Consider the following 21,396-nt stretch of genomic DNA (forward strand, 5'->3'; position numbering starts at 1 on the left):
AGACCGCCTTCGAAGCCTCTACTGAGCAAGGAGGCCCCACCATGACCGCAACCGCTCACCCGAACGTCGCAAACTCCGTCGGCCTGGCCGAGTTCCTCGCCACCGCGGGCACGCTCACGCTGGCGCAGCGCAAGCTCATCGTCGACCAGGCGCTGGTCCTGCTCGAGCAGAACTACGCGCACCTGCCTCTGAAAGTCGCCATGCACGCCGTGAACCCGGTGCAGAGACTCAGAGTGCTCAGAGCCAGACTCGAACGGCAGACCGACGCCTCGGCCGAACCCGAGTGGCAGTTCCACCGCGAGCTGTCGAGCACCTTCCACTCGGTGCGCGACCTGCACACGAACTACCTGCTGCCCGCGCCGTTCGCGGGCAGGATCGCCTTCCTGCCGTTCCAGCTGGAGCGCTGCTTCGCCGCCGACGGCACGGAGCAGTACGTCGTCGCCCGCACGGTCGCGGACTTCGACGGGCTTGCGGTCGGCGCCGAGGTGACGCACTGGAACGGCACCCCGATCGCGCGCGCGGTCGCGCTGAACGGCGCGATCTTCGCGGGCAGCAACACGGCGGCCAACCTCGCCCGCGGCCTGGAGTCGCTCACGTTGCGCCCCTTGGTGATCCAGCTCCCGCCCGACGAGGACTGGGTCGTCGTCAGCTACCGCGACGAGACCGGTGCGGCAGAGGAGATCCGGGTCGACTGGCAGGTCACCGAGAACCTGCCGCCGATGACGGACGTCGACTCGCTCAGCCCGGCGGCGGCCGCGCAGGGCGTCGACCTCGACTCCGACGAGAAGGCCCGCGCGAAGAAGTTGTTGCACGCGCCCAAGGTCGTGCAGGCGGAGGCCGCCGGGGGAGCGGTCGCGATGGCCGCGCAGGACGTGCCGACGACGATGCCCGGCGTGTTCCGCGCCCGTCCCGTCGTGACGCCGTCCGGCACGTTCGGGCACCTGCGGATCTTCACGTTCAGCGTCGACGACCCGGACGCGTTCCTCGCGGAGTTCGTCCGCCTCGCGTCCCTGTTGCCGCAGAACGGACTCATCGTCGACGTGCGGGACAACGGCGGCGGCCACATCTTCGCGTCGGAGTTCCTGCTCCAGACGATGACGCCGCGCCCGATCCAGCCCGAACCCGTGCAGTTCCTCAGCACGCCGCTGAACCTGCGCATCTGCCGCCGGCACGCGGAGGACCCGACCGGCCAGATCGACCTGGGCCCGTGGTTCCCGTCCCTCGACAGCTCGACGGAGACGGGCCAGGCGTTCTCCTGCTCGCACACGATCACGCCGGTCGACGGCGCGAACGCGGTGGGCCAGACCTACCACGGCCCGGTCGTGCTGATCACCGACGCGCGCTGCTACTCGGCCACCGACATCTTCGCCGCGGGCTGGGCCGACCACGAGCTGGGCCCGATCCTCGGCGTGGACGACAACACCGGCGCGGGCGGCGCGAACGTGTGGACGCACGGGCTTCTGATGACCCTGCTGAGGCTCCCGGCGCCGATCGACGCCGAGTCGCCGTACAAACCGTTGCCCAACAAGGCGAACATGCGCGTGTCGATCCGCCGCACGTTGCGCGTCGGCAAGCTCGCCGGCACGCCGGTGGAGGACCTGGGCGTGCGCCCGACGCACCAGCACAAGGTGACGCGCACGGACCTGTTGGAGGGCAACAAGGACCTGCTCGCCCGCGCGGGCGAGCTGCTGGGAGAGCTGCCGGTGCGGAGGCTCGGCGTGGCGGTCGCGGGCACGACCGTCTCCCTGGACACCGTGAACCTCGACCGGGTGGACGTCTACGTCGACGGCCGCCCGATGACCTCGCTGGACGTGACCGACGGCGCGCACACCGCGACGTTGACCGCGACCGGGCAGGAGGTGCGCGTCGAGGGCTTCGCGGACGGACGGCTGGTGGCCGCGCGCAAGGTCGCCAGCTGACCGAGCGGGCGCTTCCGGTAGCTTCCACGACCGGAAGCGCCCGCTCTCTGGTCACCGGCCGGGCCGCCCGCCGGGCGGCGCCGCGGTGGAGGTCAGCTGACCCGCACCCGCTACCGGGTGAAGGAGTAGGCGCGGTCGGAGGCCACGGCCGCCACCTGCGCCTTCGAGTCCTGAGCCCAGCTCTGCGCCCACACGACCTCACCGTTGCGGCGGTAGTTCCACGCGATCGTGATGCCGTGCACGGTGTTCTCGGTGAACACGGTCAGCCCACCCCGGCCGTCCCGCACCTGGCCGGTGCAGGCGTTGCGCTCGCACAGCTGCTCCGGCGACGTCTGGAAGAAGCCCGGCGCGTTGACCTGGACGAACACCTGGGTCTGGACACCCTTGCGCTCGTAGGAGCCGCTGCTGGTCAGGTACTGCTGCCCGTCGCTGATGGAGCCGGGCGACTCGCCGCCCCACGGCGACAGCGTGACGTTCGAGGAGCGGAAGATCCGCGGGTAGGTCTCCTGCTGGCGGGCGGTGAACCCGGCCGCCAGCTGCTCCAGCTCCGCCTTGGTCTTGACGACCGGCGTGACGTCCTTCGGCGGCCACGTCGACTCCTGCGACGCCGTCGCCGTTCCCGCGAGCCCGATCAACGCGAGGCCCGTCAGGGCAGCCGCCATCACCTTGCGCATGCGCATTTTGAATCCCCCTGGTGAGTACCTGCTTGCACACAGTGAGACGCCGCAAGATCACCGGAGGTTGCCTCTTGATCTACAACCAGCCCCGCCGCATCGCCTGCACCCCCGCCTGGAACCGCGTCTGCGCCCCGCACCGGTCCATCAGCTGCCGCACCCGCCGCTGCACGGTCCGCGGCGCCAGCCCGAGCTGCCGCGCGATCGACTCGTCGGTCAGCCCCGCCGCGAGCAACCCCAGCAGGTTCGGGTCCACGTCGGCCGCCGCCGCGTAGATCCCGCCGGGGCTGAACGGGATCCCCTTGTCCCAGTACAGCTCGAACGTCGACCGCAGCACGTCGAGCAACGCCGACGGGCGGATCAGCAGCACCTTGTCCACCACGTCGCCGTTCACCACGGGCAGCACGGCGGCGTGCGCGTCGATCACGGCGAGCTTGAACGGCAGCGTCGGCGTGACGCGCGCGCGTTCGCCGGCCGCGACCAGTTCGATGATCTCCGTGACGCGGCCGGGGAGGTCGACGGCCGAGCGGTCGTAGACGACGCGCCACTGCACGTCCCGCGACCGCGTCTCGTCCTCCAGCGCGACGTGCTGGCCCAGCGGCGTCACGTAGGGCGGCTGGTCGAGGACGCAGACCTCCTCGCGGGCGCCACGCAGCAACGTGTGCCACAGCTCGCGGACCGCGTCCACGCCGGAGATCACCTCGACGAACGCGTTGTCCGCCAGTTCCTCGTCGCGGTTGCGCAGGTACAGCTCCATCATCGGGCCGACGTCCGCGCGTGCCCGGCGGTGGGCCTCGTCCCGTGCCGCGATCAGCGCCTCCACGGCGAGGTCGGGTGCCACGGCCTGCCAGACGTCGCCGGGCAGGTGCCGCACGAGCCCGAGCTCCCGCATCTGCTCCAGCAGCGCACCGGAAACGCCGATTTCCTCCGTCGTGCGGCTTCCGCCCGTTACCAGAAGCTCGTAAACGACGGTCAGCTCCGGCGGAACGCCCAGGTGTCCGAACACGGCCATATTGTGCGCCATTCAGCGCAGTACCCCTGTCGTGAACACGCCAGTGTCGTTTATCGGACTCGGCTAGACCTGTTTTCGCAGGTGTGACGCGACTTACGGTCCCTCCACCTCCGCAGCCGGTTCAGAACCCTGACGCCCTCAACGGCACGCGAAGGCCCTGCGTGGAAGGACCTCACGTGAACAAGATGCGACGCACGAGTGTGTGCGCCGCGGCAGTTTCCGCCGCCGTGCTCAGCGTTGTCGCCCCATCGGCGACCGCTGCCCCCGCCCAGATCCAGTCCCAGCCGGACTCGACCCAGGTGAACCGTCCCTTCGAGCGACTGATCGTCGGCTACAAGCCGGGCACCGCCGAAGCCTCGTCCGACTCCGCTGCCACGGACGACGCCCGCAAGAAGGGCAAGTCCGTGCACCGCCGCATGTCGAGCGGCGCGGTCGTCGTCGACCTCGGGTCGAAGACCACGAACGCGGACAACACGATCCAGGCGTTCAAGAACGACCCGAAGGTCGCCTACGTCGAGCCGGACCTGCTGATGCAGCCGTTCGCCGACCCGAACGACACCGAGTACTCCCGGCAGTGGGACCTGTTCGAGGCCACCGCGGGCATGAACGTGCCCGGTGCGTGGTCCAGCTCCACCGGTGCGGGCGTGACCGTCGCGGTCATCGACACCGGCTACGTCGCGCACAGCGATCTGGCGTCCAAGGTCGTCGCGGGGTACGACTTCGTCTCCGACTCGGCTCGTGCCCGCGACAACAACGGCCGCGACTCCAACCCGGCCGACGAGGGTGACTGGACCGCGCGCGGTGAGTGCGGCACGGACGCCAACGGCCAGCCGGTCCCGCCGTCCGACCAGGGGTCGTCCTGGCACGGCACGCACGTCGCGGGCACCATCGCCGCGGCCACCAACAACGGCAAGGGCATCGCGGGCATCGCCTACGACGCCAAGATCCAGCCGTTGCGCGTGCTCGCCAAGTGCGGTGGCGCCACCTCGGACATCGCCGACGCGATCACCTGGGCGTCCGGCGGAACGGTGAGCGGCGTGCCCGCGAACCAGAACGTCGCCAAGGTCATCAACATGTCGCTGGGCGGTCAGTCGTCCTGCTCCACGACCTACCAGAACGCGATCAACGGCGCCATCAACCGCGGCACCACGGTCGTCGTCGCGGCGGGCAACTCGAACATGAACGTCGCCAACTTCACCCCGGCGAACTGCAACGGCGTCATCACCGTCGCGGCCTCCTCCCGTGAGGGCAACAAGGCGTTCTACTCGAACTTCGGCACCCGCATCGACATCGCCGCCCCCGGTGGCGAGACCCGGCGCGGCACCGACACCCCCGGCACCATCACCACGCCGGAGAACGGCATCTGGTCCACGCTGAACGCGGGCACCACCACCCCCGGTGCCGAGAACTACAAGCCCTACCAGGGCACCTCGATGGCGGCCCCGCACATCGCGGGCCTCGCGGCGCTGCTCGTCGCCAAGAAGCCCTCGCTGACGCCGGCCCAGATCAAGGACCTGATCAAGACGAACTCCCGTCCGCTGCCGGGCACCTGCTCCGGCGGGTGTGGCGCGGGCCTCGCGGACGCGGCCAAGACCGTCGCGGCCGTCGACACCACGCCGCCGCCCTCCGGTGGCCTGGAGAACACGACCGACGTGGCCATCCCGGACCGCGGCGCGGCCGTGACGTCGTCGATCACCTCGACGCTGTCGGGCAACGCCTCCTCCACCACCAAGGTCGGCGTGGACATCGTCCACACCTACCGCGGTGACCTGGTGATCGACCTGGTCGCGCCGGACGGCACCGCCTACCGGCTGAAGAACTCGTCCACTTCGGACAGTGCCGACAACGTGGTGGCGACCTACACGGTCAACGCCTCGTCCGAGGTCGCGGCGGGCACGTGGAAGCTGCGGGTCCAGGACGTGTACTCCGGTGACACCGGGTACATCAACTCCTGGAACCTGACCCTGCGATAGCTCCACGAGTTCGCCGAGGGGCGGCGCCTTCCCTGCGGGGGCGCCGCCCTTTCACGTGCTGACCCTCTTGCGGTTGCGGTGCACGATCCGTTCGAGGTAGCCCGCGACGTCCCGCAGCGACGGCAGACCGAGCACGTGCCGTTGCGCGCGCCGCACCCCGGCCCGGACGTCGTCGCTGCCCAACGCGTGTTCGCACGCCCTGGCGACGGCCGCGGCCTGGAAGTCCTGAACCCTGACACCGAGTTTGAGGTCGTTGACGCGATGAGCGTTGTGCATCTGGTCGTGCAGCACGGGCAGCACCGCGATGGGCACGCCCGCCCGCATGGCCTCGCGCACCGAGCTGTACCCGCCGTGCGACACCAGCAGGTCCGCGCCCTGCAACAGCAACGCCTGCGGGAGCTCGTCCACCAGGTGGACGTTCGGCGCCGCCGACTCCACCGGCAGGCCGCCCGTGAGCACCACCGCCTCGCAGTCCACAGCGGACAGACCACGCGCGATCGCCTCCAGGTGCGCGAGCGGCGAGCGTTCCAGGGCCTGGACGGGCAACGCGTCGAAGTCGAACAGGCCCAGCGCCGACTCGGACTCGAACACCCCGCCCGACGCGACGGTCGAGGCCACCACCAGCGGCCGCGCCGGGTCGAGGTCGGCGAGCCACTGCGGCAGCCGTTCGCCAGGGCTGTGCTGGGCGGGCTGCTGGAACGCGAACGCGGGCGGCATCGGCTGGCGGGCGAACGAGTAGCCCGGCGGCACCGAGTCGAGCCGCCCGTACCGGTGCGCCGAGTCGAGGGACTCGTGCAGCGGCTGCCGCAGTTCCGCTCGGCGTTCGTTCAGGGCGTTCAGCAACGTCAGCCGGTCCACGTACTGCCCGACGCCCGTCGGCGCCGTCACGTGCGGGATGCCGAGCCGTTCGGCGACGAGCAGTCCCGCGAACTCGATGCCCTCCCGCAACACCAGGTGCGGCCGGAACTCCGCGGCCACCGGCAGCAACGCCTCCACGGCCGCCGCGATGTGCGGGCCCGCCGCCAGCTCGACGATCATCTCGTCGGAGAACGGGTCGTAGTCCGCCGGGAGCGTCAGGACCTCGCCCTGCAGCAGGTCGGCGAGCTGGTCGACGACCTCGGGGAACACCGGCGCGGTGGCGACCGGCTCGTCGGCGAGGCCGCGCAGCACCGACCCGGGACCCGCCACCAGGACCTCGTGGCCGAGCGAGGCGAGCATGGCGGTGAGGGGCAGTGACGTGTGCGCGTGGGCGGCCGAGAACGCGACGGTGCACAACACGCGCACTACTTCCTCCCCGCGTCCTAGGTTTCATTCCGACCCTAGGGAACCGCGGGAGCGCGGGCGACTGGCGAGATTCCACCGCCGGGTAACGTCGAGGCCATGGCCACACTGGTGACGTTCCACGCCCATCCCGACGACGAGTGCATCGTGACCGGCGGCGTGATGCGCAAGGCGCACGACGAGGGGCACCGGGTCGTGCTCGTCGTCGCGACGCGCGGCGAGGCCGGAGAGGTACCGGACGACCTGGCCGAGGGCGAGGAGCTCTGGCAGCGGCGCGTCGTGGAGACGCACGCCGCGGCGGACCTGCTGGGCGTCGCGCGCGTGGAGTTCCTGGGCTACCGCGACTCCGGGATGATGGGCGACGAGCTGAACGCCCGTCCCGGCTCGTTCTGGACCGCGGACGTCGAGGAAGCGGCCGAGAAGCTGGCGGCGATCCTGCGCGAGGAGGACGCGCGCGTGCTCACGACGTACGACAGCTTCGGCGGCTACGGCCACCCGGACCACATCCAGGTGCACCGCGTCGGCATGCGCGCGGCGGAGATCGCCGGCACCCCCGTCGTCTACCAGGCGATGGTGCGGGAGTCGGAGTTCCGCGAGGCGTTCCGGATGGCGGGCATCGAGGAACCGCCGCCGCTCGGCGAGGGCGCGGTGCCGGAGTCGGAGATCAACGTCAGCGTCGACGTCACCGAATACCTCGGGCTCAAGCGGAAGGCGATGCGCGCGCACGCCTCGCAGATCACCGAGGACTCGTTCTTCCTGTCGCTCGACGAGCCGACGTTCGCGCACGCGTTCGGCACCGAGTCGTTCATCCGCGCGGGCCACGGACCGGCGAACGCCCTGGATCTCTAGTCCTTCGGGGACCGGAAAGGGGGACGGTCCACTTCGGACCGTCCCCCTTCTGTCTTTCGGCTACTTCACGCGCTGCGGCGGCGGCGCAGGAACAGCAGGGTGCCGGCACCGGCGCCCACCAGGCCGAGGCCCGAGAGCAGCAGCCACAGCGGGGACGCGCCGGTCGCCGCGAGGGGCGGTTCCGGAGCGCTGCCGCCGGGGGCGACCGGGGTGGTGGTGGTCGGCGGGACCGCGGAGGACGAGGGCACCTCCGGAGACGTGGCGGGCGGCGTCGTGGTGGTCGTCGCCGGCTTCGTCGTCGTGGTCGGCGGCGTCTTCTTCACGCACGCCTCGGTCGTGCGGCTCGCCTTGAAGCTCCAGTTCTTCTCGAAGTTCGGGTCGTCCCAAGCCGTGACCTTGACCTCGTACGTGTGCTTGGCGCTACCGTCTTCCTCGTACTTCTTCGTGTCGAGGTTCTGCCTGAAGGGGACCTTCGGCTGTGCCTTGCCATCGATCCAGACCTCGAGGAAGTTGTCCTTCTCACCGCGGTAGTCCTTCAGGGACACCGTGAACCAGGACTTCCCGGACTTCTCGTCACAACCCTTGTTCAGGGTGGGACTGTGAGCCTGCGCCGTGCCCGTCAGCGCCAGCGTCGTCAACGCCGCGGTGACGGTCACCGCGAACGCGCCCAGAACTCTCCTTGCCAACGAATCTCTCCTGCTCTGCATTGATGCGTGGCGGATCGAGCGATCATTCATGATCTGAATCACCCGACTGGGTGAACCGCGTCACGCTAACAACACAGAGGGTTCAGAAGGTCACTGTATGACAACGCCTTGGTGTCACCACGGAAAGATCCTCATGTTTTCTGTTAGGCCGATCGTGCCCGCGACCAACCTCATCTGCTCCACTCCGCGTACGTCCGCGTCCAGCAAACGGGGGGAGCAGATCATCACGGCGAGCACCTGGGCGCGCGACAACGCCACGTTCAACCTGTTGCGCGACAGGAGGAAGTCCAGGCCACGGGGCAGGTCCACGGTGGACGACGACGTCATGGACATGATGACCGCCGGTGCCTCCTGCCCTTGGAACCGGTCCACGGTGCCCACCCGAGTTTCGCTGAACCCCGCATCAGCCAGTCGGCGCCGGATCACCCGCACCTGCAGGTTGTACGGCGCCACAACGAGAATGTCCGCATCGGTCAGTTCGCGCGTTTTGCCGTTGTCCGTCCACGTGCGACCGACGATCTGCCTGACCGTGTCCACGACGGCGTCCGCTTCCTCGGTGGACGACGTGATGTTGTGCCGGTGGTCGACCTCGCGCAGGTAGATCCCGGGCTCGACGCCGGAGATCGACCGGTTGGCGGCCGATTCGTGCGAATGGAGCAGCCCGGCATAGGAGAGTTCGGACACGGGCCTGCACACGGCCGGGTGCATTCGCCGCGTCTCCGCCAGGAAATAGCCCAGATGCGGCGGGATCACGTCGGCGTCCCCCAGCAAATGGCCCAGCGCCGACGCGTCGGACCCCGGCGGGTGCACACCCTGAACGACCTGGGGGAGTTGCTGGGGGTCGCCCAGCAACACGAGGTTCCGCGCGGCCGTGGCCACCGCCACCGCGTCCGCGAGGGCGAACTGCCCGGCCTCATCGATGATCATCACGTCGAACGGCTGCGCCTTGATGACGTTGTTGGAGAACGTCCAGGCGGTGCCGCCGACCAGGTGCCCCTGCGGGTGCTCCTCGCGCCACCGCGCCAGCGCCCCGTTGTCCTTGGGCTGGTCCCAGGCGAGGCCCTCCTCGGGTTTGCGCTCCTTGGACCGCTTGGCCATCGGCACGTCCGGATCGACGCTCGACAGCACGTTCTCGACGGCCTTGTGTGACGTCGAGGTGACCGCGACCGTCTTGCCCTGGTCGATGAGGTGCCGGATGAGCTTGGTGGCGAGGTAGGTCTTGCCGGCGCCGGGCGGGCCCTGCACGGCGAGAGTCCCGCCGTCGAGCTGGTCGACGGCCTTGATCACCGCCTGCACCACGTCGTCGTGCTGCGGCAACGGCTGCGCGGGCGGTGTGCGCAGCAACAGGTCGATACCGGGGTTGCGCGGCAGCAACGGCAGGATCCGCACCGCCTGCTCGGCCAGTTCCGCCACGGCCTCGTCCTTGGGCGACGCCGGCACCGGGCTCCCCGGCAGCACCGCGATCGGCACGTCCCCGTGCTCGACGGCGTTGCTCTCGGTCAGCACCAGTTCGTACGGGTTGTCGTCGGACACCGCGGCGTTGCGCGTGACGTTGCCGGGGTAGAGCAGCCGGACCTGTTCCCCCGCGCCGAACGGGTGGGGCCGCTCGGGGTCGATCCGCGCGTGCACCTGCCGCTTGTGCGTCCGGACCCGCCCCGACGGCGGCACCCAGTCCTCGGCCCGCACCGTGATGGGCACCGCGCAGTTGGAATCCGTCTCCAGGTCGGAGATCGGCGCCAGCGCCTGCCGGAAGAAGTCACCCCAGGCCGGACTCGCCTCCCGCCGGTGGTACCCGACGGTCGCCGCGAACAACGCATGTCCCTCCGCCAGCAACGGCTCGGTCAGCGCCGCCATCCGCCGGGCCCGCTCGGCGGCCTTCTCCAGCGCCGCCTCGTCCCGTTCCTCCCGCACCGCGGTCTCGATCTCGCGCTCGACCTTGACGCGGTGCAACAGGTCCCGCACCCCGCGCGTCAGGTTCTCGTCCTGCACCAACGGCTTCAGCGCGGGCAGCGTGTACTCCCGCGTGGACACCCGCAACACCCGCCGCGTCAGCGCGCCGAGGTCGACCGTCCGCCGCACGAGCTCGTCCACTTCGGACTCCAGCGTGGCGCTCCTGGCGGCCCGCCCGGCCAGGTCGTGCGGCGTGAAGTGGTAGACGGTGCCCTCCGGCGTGCGCGCGACGAACTCCGCGAACGTCCCCGACCACCCCGGCGTGCGGAACGTGTCGCCGTCGACCTCCAGGAACACGTCGTCCTCGGCGGGTTCCGGCAGGTTCGCCAGCGCCTCGGGCGCCACCACCTCGTACCGCACGACGCCGGTGCGTTCCTGCTCCACCTGGAGCCGGGCCTGCGCGGTCAGCGCCGTGAACGACGCCGGCGACAACGTGACCGGCCGTTCCTCGGTCGCTGCAAGCGCGTCGATGGTGTCAATGCCGGCCGAAACGAGCTTCCGCCGCTGGTCCGCCCGCAACCCGGCCACCAGCGACAGGTCCCGCGCCTCCTCGCGTCCGGAAGCGCAATGACGGGCGAACCGGCAGCCGGCACAGGCCGCCCGCACATCACCCCACGACCGCGCAGGCGCGGGTCCGGGCTTCGCGAGCCGCGTCCGCAACCGCGCCACCAACGGCAGGAAGTCGGCCACCCGGAACGAACCGCGCCGCCCGTCCACGACCAGGTGCGCCCGCTCGGCACCCACCGCCGCTGCCACGCTCACCAGCGACAACACCGCCAGGGGAGTGGCGTCGGCAGCCTCGTCGCACGGCTCGTACCCGTCGGCGGTGCGCACGAGGGTCTGGGCGGAGCAGTGGAACACGCCGTCGAAGAACACGGCGTTCTCGACCAGGTCGGCCCCGGACCGCATCGACGCCGCGGTGCTTTCGGCGGCCCGCGCCAGCTCGGCGGGATCACCTCGCCGCTCGTCCCGCGCCAGGTAGCTGCGGTGCTCGCACTCGAGCAGGTCGACGAGATCGGACGGGCTGGCGAGCATGGGACCTGATGCTAGTGGTGTGACTCGGAACGTTGGCGAGGTAATCGGCATTCAGCAGGGCGCCTCGCGGTGCCGCGACGCACCCGTCTGACCGCGAACTTCCCCGGCAACGTTCCGAGCCACACCACTGGTCAGCCACACCGACAGTCCCGGGAACCCAGGCCTCGGCGAGCCGCTATACGTTCGCCTCCACCAGGTGCAGCAAGGCCTCGTGCCGCGTGTTCGGGTAGTCGTGCGGCCGGAACGGACGCGTCTGCGCCCGCACCAGGGCGGCCGCGGCCGCCAACTCACCGGTGCGCACCTCGGTGTCCCGGTGCAGGAACGCGAAGTGCGGCTCCCGCACCTCGTCCGGCCACAGCAACGTGTGCAGCACCAGCACCCCGGCCTGCGGCCGCAAGGCCGCCAAGGTCTCCTTGCCCCGCAGGGCGAACTTCACGATCGCGGCGGTCTTCGTGCGTTCCAGGGTCTCCCGCAGCAGCACGTACGAGCGCACGGCCAGGTCGTCGGGCTCCACGTAGTAGCTGCGGTGCAACGCGACCGGGTCCACGTCGGTCTGCGGCGCGAACTGCTGCACGTCGATCACGCCGTCCTCGGGTGCCGGCAGGTCGCCGGGGTCGATCTGCACGATGCGGCCGTCGTCGAGCTCGTAGCCGCGGCCGATGTCCTCCGGGGTCAGTCGGAGCGAGCATTCACCGCACACCTGTTGATGGCGCACGCGGCCGCTGTCCTCGCGGTGCACGAGGTGCACCTTGCTGCGGTGCTCGGTGGCCGCCGAGACCAGCCGCACCGTCATGGTCGTCATCCCGAACCGGAGTGCTCCCCGCCACACAGTTCTCATGACAAATGACTACTCGAACAGATGTTCTAGTAGTCATCGTGGCTGGTGAAAGGCCTCGTTCGGACGCGTCCGAGAGGTGTCACGGACGCGTGTATCCGACGAAAGTCACCCGGAAGGCCTTACTGCGACACTTCTGGGAGCCTCACCACGGGGAAGGCGCGTAGTCCTTCAGGAAGCACCCGTACAGGTCCTCGCCCGCCTCGCCGCGCACGATCGGGTCGTACACCCGGGCCGCGCCGTCGACCAGGTCCAACGGGGCGTGGAAGCCCTCCTCGGCCAGCCGCAGCTTCATCGGGTGCGGACGCTCGTCGGTGATCCAGCCGGTGTCGACGGCCGTCATCAGGATGCCGTCGGCCTGCAGCATCTCCTCGGCGCTGGTGCGCGTCAACATGTTCAGGGCGGCCTTGGCCATGTTGGTGTGCGGGTGTCCCGAACCCTTGTAGGCGCGCGAGAACTGCCCCTCCATCGCCGACACGTTCACCACGTACTTGCGGCGGTACGACGACTTCGCCATCGACGCGCGCAGGCGGGAGATCAGCAGGAACGGCGCGGTCGAGTTGCAGAGCTGCACTTCCAGCAGTTCGACCGGGTCGACCTCGTCGACGTTCTGGATCCACGAGTTCGATGACGCCGTGTCCGGCACCAGGCCACCGGCGTCGATGTCCTTCGAGCCCGCCATCAGCGCCAGCGTCGTCACCGAGTGCGCCTCGGGCACGGCGGTCCCCGGCAACGCGAGCTGGCCGTGGCCGCCGAACGAGATCAGCTCGGGGCGCCGGGCGTCGCCGGTCAGTTCGGAGTGCTCGGCGTGGGCGAGGGGCGCGTAGGCACCGGCGGAGCGGCGCACGGTCTGCGCGGCGTTGTTGATCAGGACGTCCAGCGGCCCGCGCGAGGCGACCTCGTCGGCCAGTGCGAGCACCTGGGACGGGTCGCGCAGGTCGATGCCCACGATCTTGAGCCGGTCGATCCACTCGTCGGCGTCCGGCATCGTGGCGAAGCGCCGGGCCGCGTCCTTGGGGAACCGGGTGGTGATCGTGGTGTGCGCGCCGTCGCGGAGCAGGCGCAGCGCGATGTACATGCCGATCTTCGCGCGGCCACCGGTCAGCAGGGCGTTGCGGCCGGTCAGGTCGGTGCGGGCGTCGCGCTTGCTGTGGTTGAACGCGGCGCAGTCCGGGCAGAGGTTGTGGTAGAACGCGTCCACCTCGACGAACCTCTTGCGGCAGGTGTAGCAGGAACGCGCGCGCAGGAGGGTCCCGGCGGTGGCGCCCTGAGCGGTGGACACCAGCGGGAGGCCCTGGGTCTCGTCGTCGATGCGGTCGGGCGAGCCGGTGGCGGTCAGCGCGGTCACGGCGCGGTCGTTGGCCACGATGGCGGCCTTGCGCTCGGACTTCCGGAACTTCTTCGCGGCCTTGAAGATCTTCGCGGTGGCCCGGCGGACGCGCACGGCGTCGTCGTGTTCGGCCGGCAGGTCCTCGACCTGGGCAAGCACGCGCAGGCAGACTTCCAGCTCTGCGGGGTCGATCGAGGTCATGAACAGGCATTTTACGGGGAGTGGGGGGTGGTCCGGTGACCGGGCCGGAGCTGCTGGTGCTGTGGGACATCGACAACACGCTGATCTCGGCGCGCGGGTTCGGCGGGCTGATGTACGGCCACGCGTTCCACAGCGCGTTCGGCAGGCCGCTCGAAGGACGCGTCGACCTCGGTGGGCGCACCGAGCGGGACGTGATCGAGGAGGTCCTGCGCCGGAACGGCATCGAGACCACGGCCGAAGCGCGCGAGCTGCTCGGCAACGCCCTCAGCACGTCGTTCGAGCACCGCCGCGCCGAGCTGCCGGGCCACGGCGAGGTGCTGCCGGGGGCGCTGGAGGCGCTCGAGCACTTCGCGCACGACCCGCGCGTGCACCAGGCCGTGCTGACCGCGAACCTCGCGAGCGTCGCGCTGGTCAAGCTGGAGGAGTTCGGCCTCGCGCACCTCGTCGACTGGGACGTCAGCGCGTTCGGCGACGACCACCTGGACCGCGCCGACCTCGTCACCGTCGCCCGCGAACGCGCCGGGCACATCCGCGAGTTCGCGGACCACGAGATCGTCATCATCGGCGACACGCCGCACGACGTGCACGCCGCGACCAAGGCGGGCGTGCGGCTCGTCGCCGTCGCCACCGGCCGCAGTTCGAGGCAGGACCTCCGCCGAGCTGGAGCCCAGATCGTGATCGACGACCTCAGCGACCTGGAACTGCTGATCAGGAGCGTGCACGCGGTCTGACACGCCGCTGTTCGGCCCTGGTCAGGCCTCGATCACACCGTTATGGTGCCCCGCATGCCCACTGCAGGCGGCCCGACAGTCAAACGGCTGTCCCAGCCGGACGCCGACATCAAACCCAAAGCCCTCGGCCTGCCCCGGGGCCGGACGGTGATCTCGGTCTTCGGCTCCACCCAAGACATCGAGACGGATCTCGCCGCGAAGTTGTTGCCGGTGCTCAGATCCGTCGTCGTGACCGCGGCGCGCAACGGCGCCGTGTTCGTCACGGAAGGCACCGACCGAGGCGTGGTCCACTTGCTGGGCATGGCTTTGCAGGCGTGCGAACAGCGCTGGCCCGTCGTGATCGGCGTAGCGCCGAGCAGCAAGGTCCACGACCTCACCGAGACCTCCAGCAACGGTCAGGTGGCGCTGGAACCCAACCACAGCGTCGCCGTCATCGTCCCCGGTTCGGAGTGGACGGACGCGACCCCGGTGCTGTTCCGCACGATCGACGCCGTGCGCCACAAGAAACCCGTCGTCGCCCTCGTCGTTGGAGGCGAGAACGAACGGGAGGTCGTCGACCACCTCAGCGGCGACAACCCGTTGCTGGTGCTCGCCGGCACGGGCGGGCTCGCGGACCGCATCGCGACCGGTGACCTCACCGGCGACCTCGCGGTGCTGGTGCGCAGCGGCAAGATCTTCATCGTCCACGTGGACGAGGGCGCCGGCAAGGCCGTCACCGCCCTGGAACGGCTGCTGGGCAAGGAGAAGCCCGTCAGGCCGCCGAGGATCTGGCCCAAGGTGCGCTACAAGGCACCGGACGCGCGGCCGCTGGTCGACCCCGGCTTCGTCGTCGCGTACCCGACGCTCGCCGACGCCATCCACGACGCGAACCAGGTCGTCGCGCCCGTCTTCCAGGAACTCGACGCCGAGGCCGACGTCGAGCAGAACCGCTACCGGCTCACGGCCGTGCTCGCCATCGCGGGCGGTCTGACGACGACGGTGTTCGCCGCGTTGCAGATCTGGCTGAAGGACACGCCGTGGCCCGGTGTGCTCGTCGTGGCGGGTGGCGCGTTCGCGGCGGCCATCACGATCGTGGCGCGCAAGCGCGAGTCGCTCGACAAGTACCTCACCGCGCGCTCGCGAGCGGAACGGTTGCGCGCCTTGTACTTCGCGCATCTGGCGTCCGTCGCGCCGGCGTCCGAAGAGGAGCGTCAGGACAAGGTCGCCGATCTGGAAGCCGCGGTCAGCAACCGCAAGCACGAGGTGGTCAGGACATGAGCGACAAGCTGCGCCAAGCCCAGTTCGTGGAAGCCTATCTGCGCCACCGCTTCCAGGACCGGCTCGACCACTACGAACGCGCCCGCAAGCGCTACTCCCGCGCTCGCACGTGGACGGTCGCGATCGCCGCCGCGCTCTTCATCGCCGCCGCGGCCGCCGCCGCCGTGGGGATGGCGGACGGGCCGCGCCGGGCCATGTGGGGTTTCGTGGCAACGGTTCTGGCCGCCGCGGCCACCGCCGTGTCGCTCTACGAGGCCACGTTCGGCTTCCGCCGCCTGGCGCGGGAGAGCGCCACCACTTCCGTTGCGCTGCAACGGCTCGCGGTGGACGGTCCCACGCCCGACGACGTGGACGACGAAAGGCTGGTCGCATTCGTGACCGAAGTGGAGTCGGTGCTGAGGTACGGCCGGTAGCGCGAAAAACTGGCGGCAAACGCGCGAAGTTCGTTCCAGGAAAACGCTTCCACGGTTTGTACGCTGCGTGGATGGTCGATTACGGTAAGCACGGGTTCTGGTGTTTTGGTCACCCAGAGGTCATGATGGCCACATCCCCCGATGCGGAAGCAGGCACGACATGACTTGGGCGCGTCCCGCGATCGCCGAGCCCGAAACCGGCACGTTTGCCGAGGCCAAGGCTCTGGAGAAGGAGCACAGCACGATTCAGAACAGCAAGGCGGCACGCACCGTGGCCTGTCACGCCACGGACGCGCTCGACTGCGCCGACCTGCTGGAGATGCTGGGCCTCAGCGCCACGGAGGGCAAGGTCCGGGTGTAACCCCTGGACTGGATCCACCACTCGGCGACCAGCAGGTTCACCACGAACGACAGCCAGTTCGCGGTGGCGAAGACCAGCAGCCCGTCCCCGTCGGGCACGAGAGCGCCGAGTGCGAGGCCCCAGAGGCGACCCATCACGGCGGCGCCGGTGAGTGCGAAACCGCGGATCATCCAGATGCGGTGTTCGCCGAACTGGCGCCGCCGTGCTGTTTTCAGGCCGTAGACGGCCGACATGAACCACAGCACCGACAACACCGTCAGTGGTGCCGAAGAAGCCAGGCCGGCCAGTGACAGCTGCGCGCACACGACGCCGAGGACCGACGACGGCAGCACGGCCCCGAAGTAGACCCGCCCCATGACCCGGTGCACCTTCGGGTGACGGGAGCGCAGCCGCGGCCAGAACTGCGAGACACCCGCCAGGACGGCGACCGTTCCGGTGAAGATGTGCGCGACGAGAAGGCCGTAGTGCACCGCGCCGTGCAGCGGCGGCCGCGCCTGCTCCATGTCCAGAGTGACGTACGCGCTGGCCGCGAAGATCGTTATCGCGACGCAGACGAATCCCGACACCGCCAACCAGGCGGCGTACCCCCACGAAGTTTTCATAGTCGTAAGGCTGTCAACGGTTTCACTCGAACGCGCTGGTGTGCTCCCCCGAGCAAGCGGTGGGGTGCGCCCTACTGGGATGATGTGACTCATGCGGACGGTCGAGATCTCCGAAGAGCCGATCAGGCTAGGGCAGTTCCTCAAGCTGGCGCAGCTGGCCGAGGACGGCGGGCACGCCAAAGAGCTCGTGGAGGACGGGGAAGTCCACGTCAACGGCTCTGTGGAGCTGCGGCGCGGGGCTCAGCTGAGGCACGGTGACGTAGTGGTCGTCAACGGTGACGAAGTGCGCATTTCCGTTCGGCCGTAGCTCATTACTCCGTTCAGCGGTAAGTGCATGCACAATGGCAGTCGATCAGACTAGGGCCTGAAGGCCTGTTCTGAACGAACACCTCGCGACATACGTAACCATTATGTCCCTTGTGGACATCTGGAAACGCGTTACGTCGCTTTGGTTTCCAGGTGGTGAGACGCGCGTCACGTCCGGTATTCGGACTTCGGGGAAACTTTTTTCCAGGGTCTGTAACGCCGATCCCGGTACGCGCGAATCACCGGTTGCGAGCTTCGGCTGCCGATCTAGTTCTGCGGCGTCCACGAAGATCGCGGAGTCCGAAGAATCAAGGTCCTCGGGGTGACCTGTGCACGTGCACGTCCGGAATCGCCGCTGAGCCGGGGAGATCAGAACGATGAGTGAGCAGGTCCGCGCTACCCGTGACGTCGACGGGCTGCGCTCCACGCTCAACACGCTGTCGGAACGCAGACAGACCCACCCACCCGTAGCGCGTTGGGAAAGTCGTTACCGCTATGCCGTGATCACCGCCGATGTGCTGACCGTTGCCCTGGTCGTCATCGCCGTCGGTGCCGTCATGAGCATGCGGCACACCGCTTTCGGTCCGCTTTCCCTCGCCTTGCTGGACATACTCACAGTAGTGCTCGTCGTCGGCTCGCTCGCGATCAACCGCGTGTGGCAGCCGGCGGTTCTCGGTCAGGGGGCCGAGGAGTTCCGAAGACTCGGCCGGGGCTTGTTCGGTGCCGTCGTGGCGCTCGGCCTCGGAGCGCTCGCCGTCGACATCCCCGGCGCCCGCCTGTGGATCTTCGTCGTAGTACCCGCGATCGCCCTGGTCGCGTTCCCCATGCGCTACCTCCTGCGCCGCCCGCTGCACCGCGGCCGAAGTGAAGGACGTTTCCTGCTCTCGGTCCTCGCCGCGGGAAACCTGGACACCGTCGAGGACCTCATCCACCGCACCAAGCGCGTCGCCCACCTCGGCTGGCGCGTGGACGCGATCTGCACGATCGACGGCCGCGGCCGCTCCGGCACCGACGTCGACGGCGTGCCCGTCGTCGGCCAGCTGCGCGAGCTCGCCGAGCACGTCCGCCGCGGTGGGTACCGCATCGTCGCCGTCACGCCCGACGCCTACTGGACACCTCGCCGTCTCCAGCAGCTCGCGTGGGCACTCGAAGGCACCGGTGCCGAAATGGTCGTTTCGCCCGGACTCATGGAGGTCGCCGGCCCGCGACTGCACATGAGCGCCGTGCTCGGCATGCCACTGCTCCGCGTGAGCGAACCGGCACTGAGCGGATTCCGCCGACTGGTCAAGGAAGTCGTCGACCGTGTGGGAGCGTTCCTCCTCCTCGTCCTGTTGGCACCGCTCATGTTCGCCGTCGCCGCGTTCGTCATGATCGACAGCCGGGGACCCGTGTTCTACCGCCAGAAGCGGGTCGGCAAGACCGGTGTGCCGTTCACGATCATCAAGTTCCGCACGATGGTGACCAACGCCGACGCGTTGCGCGCCAGGCTCGCCGCCGTCGACGAAGGCAACGGCGTGCTGTTCAAGATGAAGAAGGACCCGCGCATCACCAAGGTCGGCACGTTCCTGCGCCGCTACTCGATCGACGAGCTGCCCCAGCTGTTCAACGTCCTCGCGGGCAGCATGTCGCTCGTCGGGCCGCGCCCACCGCTGCCGGAGGAGACGGCGAAGTACTCCTCGGACGTGCGGCGCCGGCTGCTGGTGAAGCCCGGGCTGACGGGTCTGTGGCAGGTGAGCGGACGCAGCGATCTCTCGTGGGAGGAGTCGGTGCGCCTCGACCTGCGCTACGTCGAGGACTGGTCGCTCGCCCTCGACCTCGTGATCATGTGGAAGACCTTCCGCGCCGTCTTCGGCGGCCAGGGGGCTTACTGATGGGGAACCAAGACGTGATTGGCCTTGCTGTCATCGGAGCCGGGTACTGGGGGCCGAACCTCGTTCGCAACGCCCAGGCCACCCCGGCGCTGCGCCTGCGTTACCTGTGCGACCTCGACGTCGAGAAGGCTCAGCGGGTGCTGGGGGAGTACTCGACCGTCCGCGCGACCGCCTCGCTCGACGAGGTGCTCGCCGACCCCGAGGTGCACGCCGTCGCGATCGCCACGCCCGCGGCGACGCACCTGCCGGTCGCCCTGGCGGCGCTCGAAGCCGGCAAGCACGTGCTCGTGGAGAAGCCGCTCGCGGCCAACTTCGAGGACGGCCGCAAGCTCGTCGAGACCGCCGAGCAGCGCGGCCTCACGCTGATGCTGGACCACACCTTCGCGTACACGTCGTCGGTGCAGCACCTGCGCAAGATCATCCGCGGTGGCGAGATCGGTGACATCCAGTACATCGACTCGGTGCGCATCAATCTCGGTCTGGTGCAGCCCGACGTCGACGTGCTGTGGGACCTCGCCCCGCACGACCTGTCGATCTTCGAGGCGATCCTGCCCGACGACGTCGTCCCGGTGGAGGTCGCGGCCCACGGCTCCGACCCGATCGGCGCGGGCGTCGCGTGCGTCGGTCACCTCACCGTGCGCCTGTCCAACGGGGCGATCACGCACGTGCACGTGAACTGGCTGTCGCCCACCAAGATCCGCACGATGGTCATCGGCGGTTCGCAGCGCACGGTCGTGTGGGACGACAACAACCCGGCGCAGCGACTGTCCATTTACGACCGCGGCGTCGAGCACTCGAAGGAACAGCAGACGATCTCCTACCGCACCGGCGACATGGTCGCGCCGGCGTTGCTGGAGCGCGAGGCGCTGCGCACGATGATGGCGGAGTTCGCCGCGTCCATCACCGAGAAGCGCCCCCCGCTGACCGACGGCCGCGCGGGTCTGCGCGTGCTCGCCGTCCTGGAGGCCGCGTCGGAGTCACTGCGCTCCGGCGGGCTCTTCGTTCCCGTTCAACAAGTTGAAGGCAGGGTTTCCTGATGTCGGCACAACCGATTGCCGGACAGCGCGCGCTCGTCACGGGCGGCGCTGGCACGATCGGCTCCTCGGTGGTGGACCAGCTCGTCGAGGCCGGCGCGGCCGAGGTCGTCGTGCTCGACAACTTCGTGCGCGGCCGCCGGGAGAACCTGGCCTCCGCGCTGGAGTCCGGTGTCGTCCGCATCGTCGAGGGCGACATCAACGACAAGGCGCTGGTGCGCGAGCTGACCGAGGGCAAGGACCTCGTCTTCCACCTCGCGGCCATCCGCATCACCCAGTGCGCCGAGGAACCGCGGCTCGCGCTGGAGTGCCTGGTCGACGGCACGTTCACGATCCTGGAGGCCGCCGCGGCCGCCGGCGTGAAGAAGGTCATCGCGTCGTCGTCGGCCTCGGTCTACGGCCTCGCGGAGTCGTTCCCCACGAACGAACGGCACCACCCGTACAACAACGACACCTTCTACGGCGCCGCGAAGGCGTTCAACGAAGGCATGTTGCGCAGCTTCAAGGCCATGTACGACCTCGACTACGTGGCGCTGCGCTACTTCAACGTGTACGGACCGCGGATGGACGTCCACGGCCTGTACACCGAGGTGCTCATCCGCTGGATGGAGCGCATCGTCGACGGCAAGTCGCCGCTCATCTTCGGCGACGGCGCCCAGACGATGGACTTCGTGCACGTGCACGACATCGCGCGCGCCAACATCCTCGCGGCCAAGGCGCCGGTCACGGACACGGTGTACAACATCGCGTCCTCGAAGGAGACCTCGCTCAAGGAACTCGCCCTCGCGTTGCTCGCGGCGATGGACTCCGACCTGCCCCTGGAGCACGGCCCCGAGCGGAAGGTGAACGGCGTGACGCGCCGGCTCGCCGACATCAGCCTCGCGGCCACCGAGCTCGGGTGGAAGCCCGAGATCGAGATGGACGGCGGGCTGCGCGACCTCGTCGCGTGGTGGCGGGCCGAGAAGGCCGCCGCCGACAAGGCCGCCGAGAACGCCTGAACCAGCGACAACAACACGCACGACCGCGATCGCGGTGGCCTTTCGCAGGCCGCCGCG

18 protein-coding genes are annotated in these 21,396 nt (G+C 69.5%); 10 read left to right on the forward strand and 8 right to left on the reverse strand.

The window, feature by feature from the left end; all coding sequences use genetic code 11:
• The first annotated feature begins 41 nt into the window (after nt 1-41).
• Nucleotides 42-1,919: a S41 family peptidase gene (locus QSK25_RS39135; protein WP_285646016.1), complete on the forward strand. Its 1,878-nt coding sequence runs from the start codon at nt 42-44 to the stop codon at nt 1,917-1,919.
• A gap of 110 nt (nt 1,920-2,029) precedes the next feature.
• Here QSK25_RS39135 and QSK25_RS39140 read toward each other — a convergent pair whose 3' ends face one another.
• Entirely contained in the window at nt 2,030-2,599 is a 570-nt protein-coding gene (locus QSK25_RS39140) for a hypothetical protein (protein WP_285646020.1), read from the reverse strand.
• A 73-nt stretch (nt 2,600-2,672) separates the two neighbouring features.
• Nucleotides 2,673-3,599: a LuxR C-terminal-related transcriptional regulator gene (locus QSK25_RS39145; RefSeq protein ID WP_285646022.1), complete on the reverse strand. Its 927-nt coding sequence runs from the start codon at nt 3,597-3,599 to the stop codon at nt 2,673-2,675.
• A 191-nt stretch (nt 3,600-3,790) separates the two neighbouring features.
• Between QSK25_RS39145 and QSK25_RS39150 the strand changes: the two genes are divergently transcribed.
• On the forward strand, nt 3,791-5,578 hold the full coding sequence (locus QSK25_RS39150; protein ID WP_285646157.1) for a S8 family peptidase: 1,788 nt from the start codon (nt 3,791-3,793) through the stop codon (nt 5,576-5,578).
• 51 nt (nt 5,579-5,629) lie between these two features.
• Here QSK25_RS39150 and QSK25_RS39155 read toward each other — a convergent pair whose 3' ends face one another.
• Nucleotides 5,630-6,862, reverse strand: coding sequence for a glycosyltransferase (locus QSK25_RS39155; protein ID WP_285646024.1), 1,233 nt, complete (start codon nt 6,860-6,862; stop codon nt 5,630-5,632).
• 96 nt (nt 6,863-6,958) lie between these two features.
• Between QSK25_RS39155 and QSK25_RS39160 the strand changes: the two genes are divergently transcribed.
• On the forward strand, nt 6,959-7,708 hold the full coding sequence (locus QSK25_RS39160; protein ID WP_285646026.1) for a PIG-L family deacetylase: 750 nt from the start codon (nt 6,959-6,961) through the stop codon (nt 7,706-7,708).
• Between the two features lie 65 nt (nt 7,709-7,773).
• Here QSK25_RS39160 and QSK25_RS39165 read toward each other — a convergent pair whose 3' ends face one another.
• From QSK25_RS39165 to QSK25_RS39180, 4 genes are all read right to left on the reverse strand, one after another.
• Nucleotides 7,774-8,394: an LPXTG cell wall anchor domain-containing protein gene (locus tag QSK25_RS39165; RefSeq protein WP_285646028.1), complete on the reverse strand. Its 621-nt coding sequence runs from the start codon at nt 8,392-8,394 to the stop codon at nt 7,774-7,776.
• Between the two features lie 135 nt (nt 8,395-8,529).
• Nucleotides 8,530-11,400, reverse strand: coding sequence for a bifunctional RecB family nuclease/DEAD/DEAH box helicase (locus QSK25_RS39170; protein ID WP_285646030.1), 2,871 nt, complete (start codon nt 11,398-11,400; stop codon nt 8,530-8,532).
• Nucleotides 11,401-11,575: 175 nt separating this feature from the next.
• Nucleotides 11,576-12,238 (reverse strand): non-homologous end joining protein Ku, encoded by a 663-nt coding sequence (ku, locus tag QSK25_RS39175; protein ID WP_285646032.1) that lies wholly within the window; start codon nt 12,236-12,238, stop codon nt 11,576-11,578.
• 142 nt (nt 12,239-12,380) lie between these two features.
• Nucleotides 12,381-13,766, reverse strand: coding sequence for an SDR family NAD(P)-dependent oxidoreductase (locus QSK25_RS39180; protein ID WP_285646033.1), 1,386 nt, complete (start codon nt 13,764-13,766; stop codon nt 12,381-12,383).
• Nucleotides 13,767-13,801: 35 nt separating this feature from the next.
• On the opposite strand from QSK25_RS39180, the gene QSK25_RS39185 reads away from it, so the two are divergent.
• The 3 genes from QSK25_RS39185 to QSK25_RS39195 are packed head-to-tail and all read left to right on the forward strand — an operon-like array spanning nt 13,802 to nt 16,167.
• A complete protein-coding gene (locus QSK25_RS39185; RefSeq protein WP_285646034.1) occupies nt 13,802-14,497 on the forward strand; it encodes an HAD family hydrolase in 696 nt (231 codons plus the stop codon).
• Between the two features lie 54 nt (nt 14,498-14,551).
• Nucleotides 14,552-15,754, forward strand: a complete 1,203-nt coding sequence (locus QSK25_RS39190) for a DUF4231 domain-containing protein (protein WP_285646036.1) — start codon at nt 14,552-14,554, stop codon at nt 15,752-15,754.
• Nucleotides 15,751-16,167, forward strand: a complete 417-nt coding sequence (locus tag QSK25_RS39195; protein WP_285646038.1) for an SLATT domain-containing protein — start codon at nt 15,751-15,753, stop codon at nt 16,165-16,167. The genes QSK25_RS39190 and QSK25_RS39195 overlap by 4 nt, the downstream gene beginning before the upstream one ends.
• A 279-nt stretch (nt 16,168-16,446) precedes the next feature.
• On the opposite strand, the gene QSK25_RS39200 is transcribed toward QSK25_RS39195, so the two are convergent.
• Nucleotides 16,447-17,130, reverse strand: a complete 684-nt coding sequence (locus tag QSK25_RS39200; protein WP_285646040.1) for a DUF2306 domain-containing protein — start codon at nt 17,128-17,130, stop codon at nt 16,447-16,449.
• Between the two features lie 91 nt (nt 17,131-17,221).
• Here QSK25_RS39200 and QSK25_RS39205 point away from each other — a divergent pair, with 91 nt between their 5' ends.
• From QSK25_RS39205 to QSK25_RS39220, 4 genes are all read left to right on the forward strand, one after another.
• Complete coding sequence (locus tag QSK25_RS39205; RefSeq protein WP_285646041.1) at nt 17,222-17,437, forward strand: RNA-binding S4 domain-containing protein; 216 nt, start codon at nt 17,222-17,224, stop codon at nt 17,435-17,437.
• Nucleotides 17,438-17,813: 376 nt separating this feature from the next.
• Entirely contained in the window at nt 17,814-19,307 is a 1,494-nt protein-coding gene (locus QSK25_RS39210; RefSeq protein WP_285646043.1) for a sugar transferase, read from the forward strand.
• A 14-nt stretch (nt 19,308-19,321) separates the two neighbouring features.
• Nucleotides 19,322-20,344, forward strand: a complete 1,023-nt coding sequence (locus QSK25_RS39215; protein ID WP_285646045.1) for a Gfo/Idh/MocA family protein — start codon at nt 19,322-19,324, stop codon at nt 20,342-20,344.
• Nucleotides 20,344-21,339: an NAD-dependent epimerase/dehydratase family protein gene (locus QSK25_RS39220; protein WP_285646048.1), complete on the forward strand. Its 996-nt coding sequence runs from the start codon at nt 20,344-20,346 to the stop codon at nt 21,337-21,339. The genes QSK25_RS39215 and QSK25_RS39220 overlap by 1 nt, the downstream gene beginning before the upstream one ends.
• Nucleotides 21,340-21,396: the final 57 nt, after the last annotated feature.

The organism is Lentzea sp. NBRC 102530, assembly GCF_030269365.1.
Classification (GTDB): Bacteria; Actinomycetota; Actinomycetes; order Mycobacteriales; family Pseudonocardiaceae; genus Lentzea.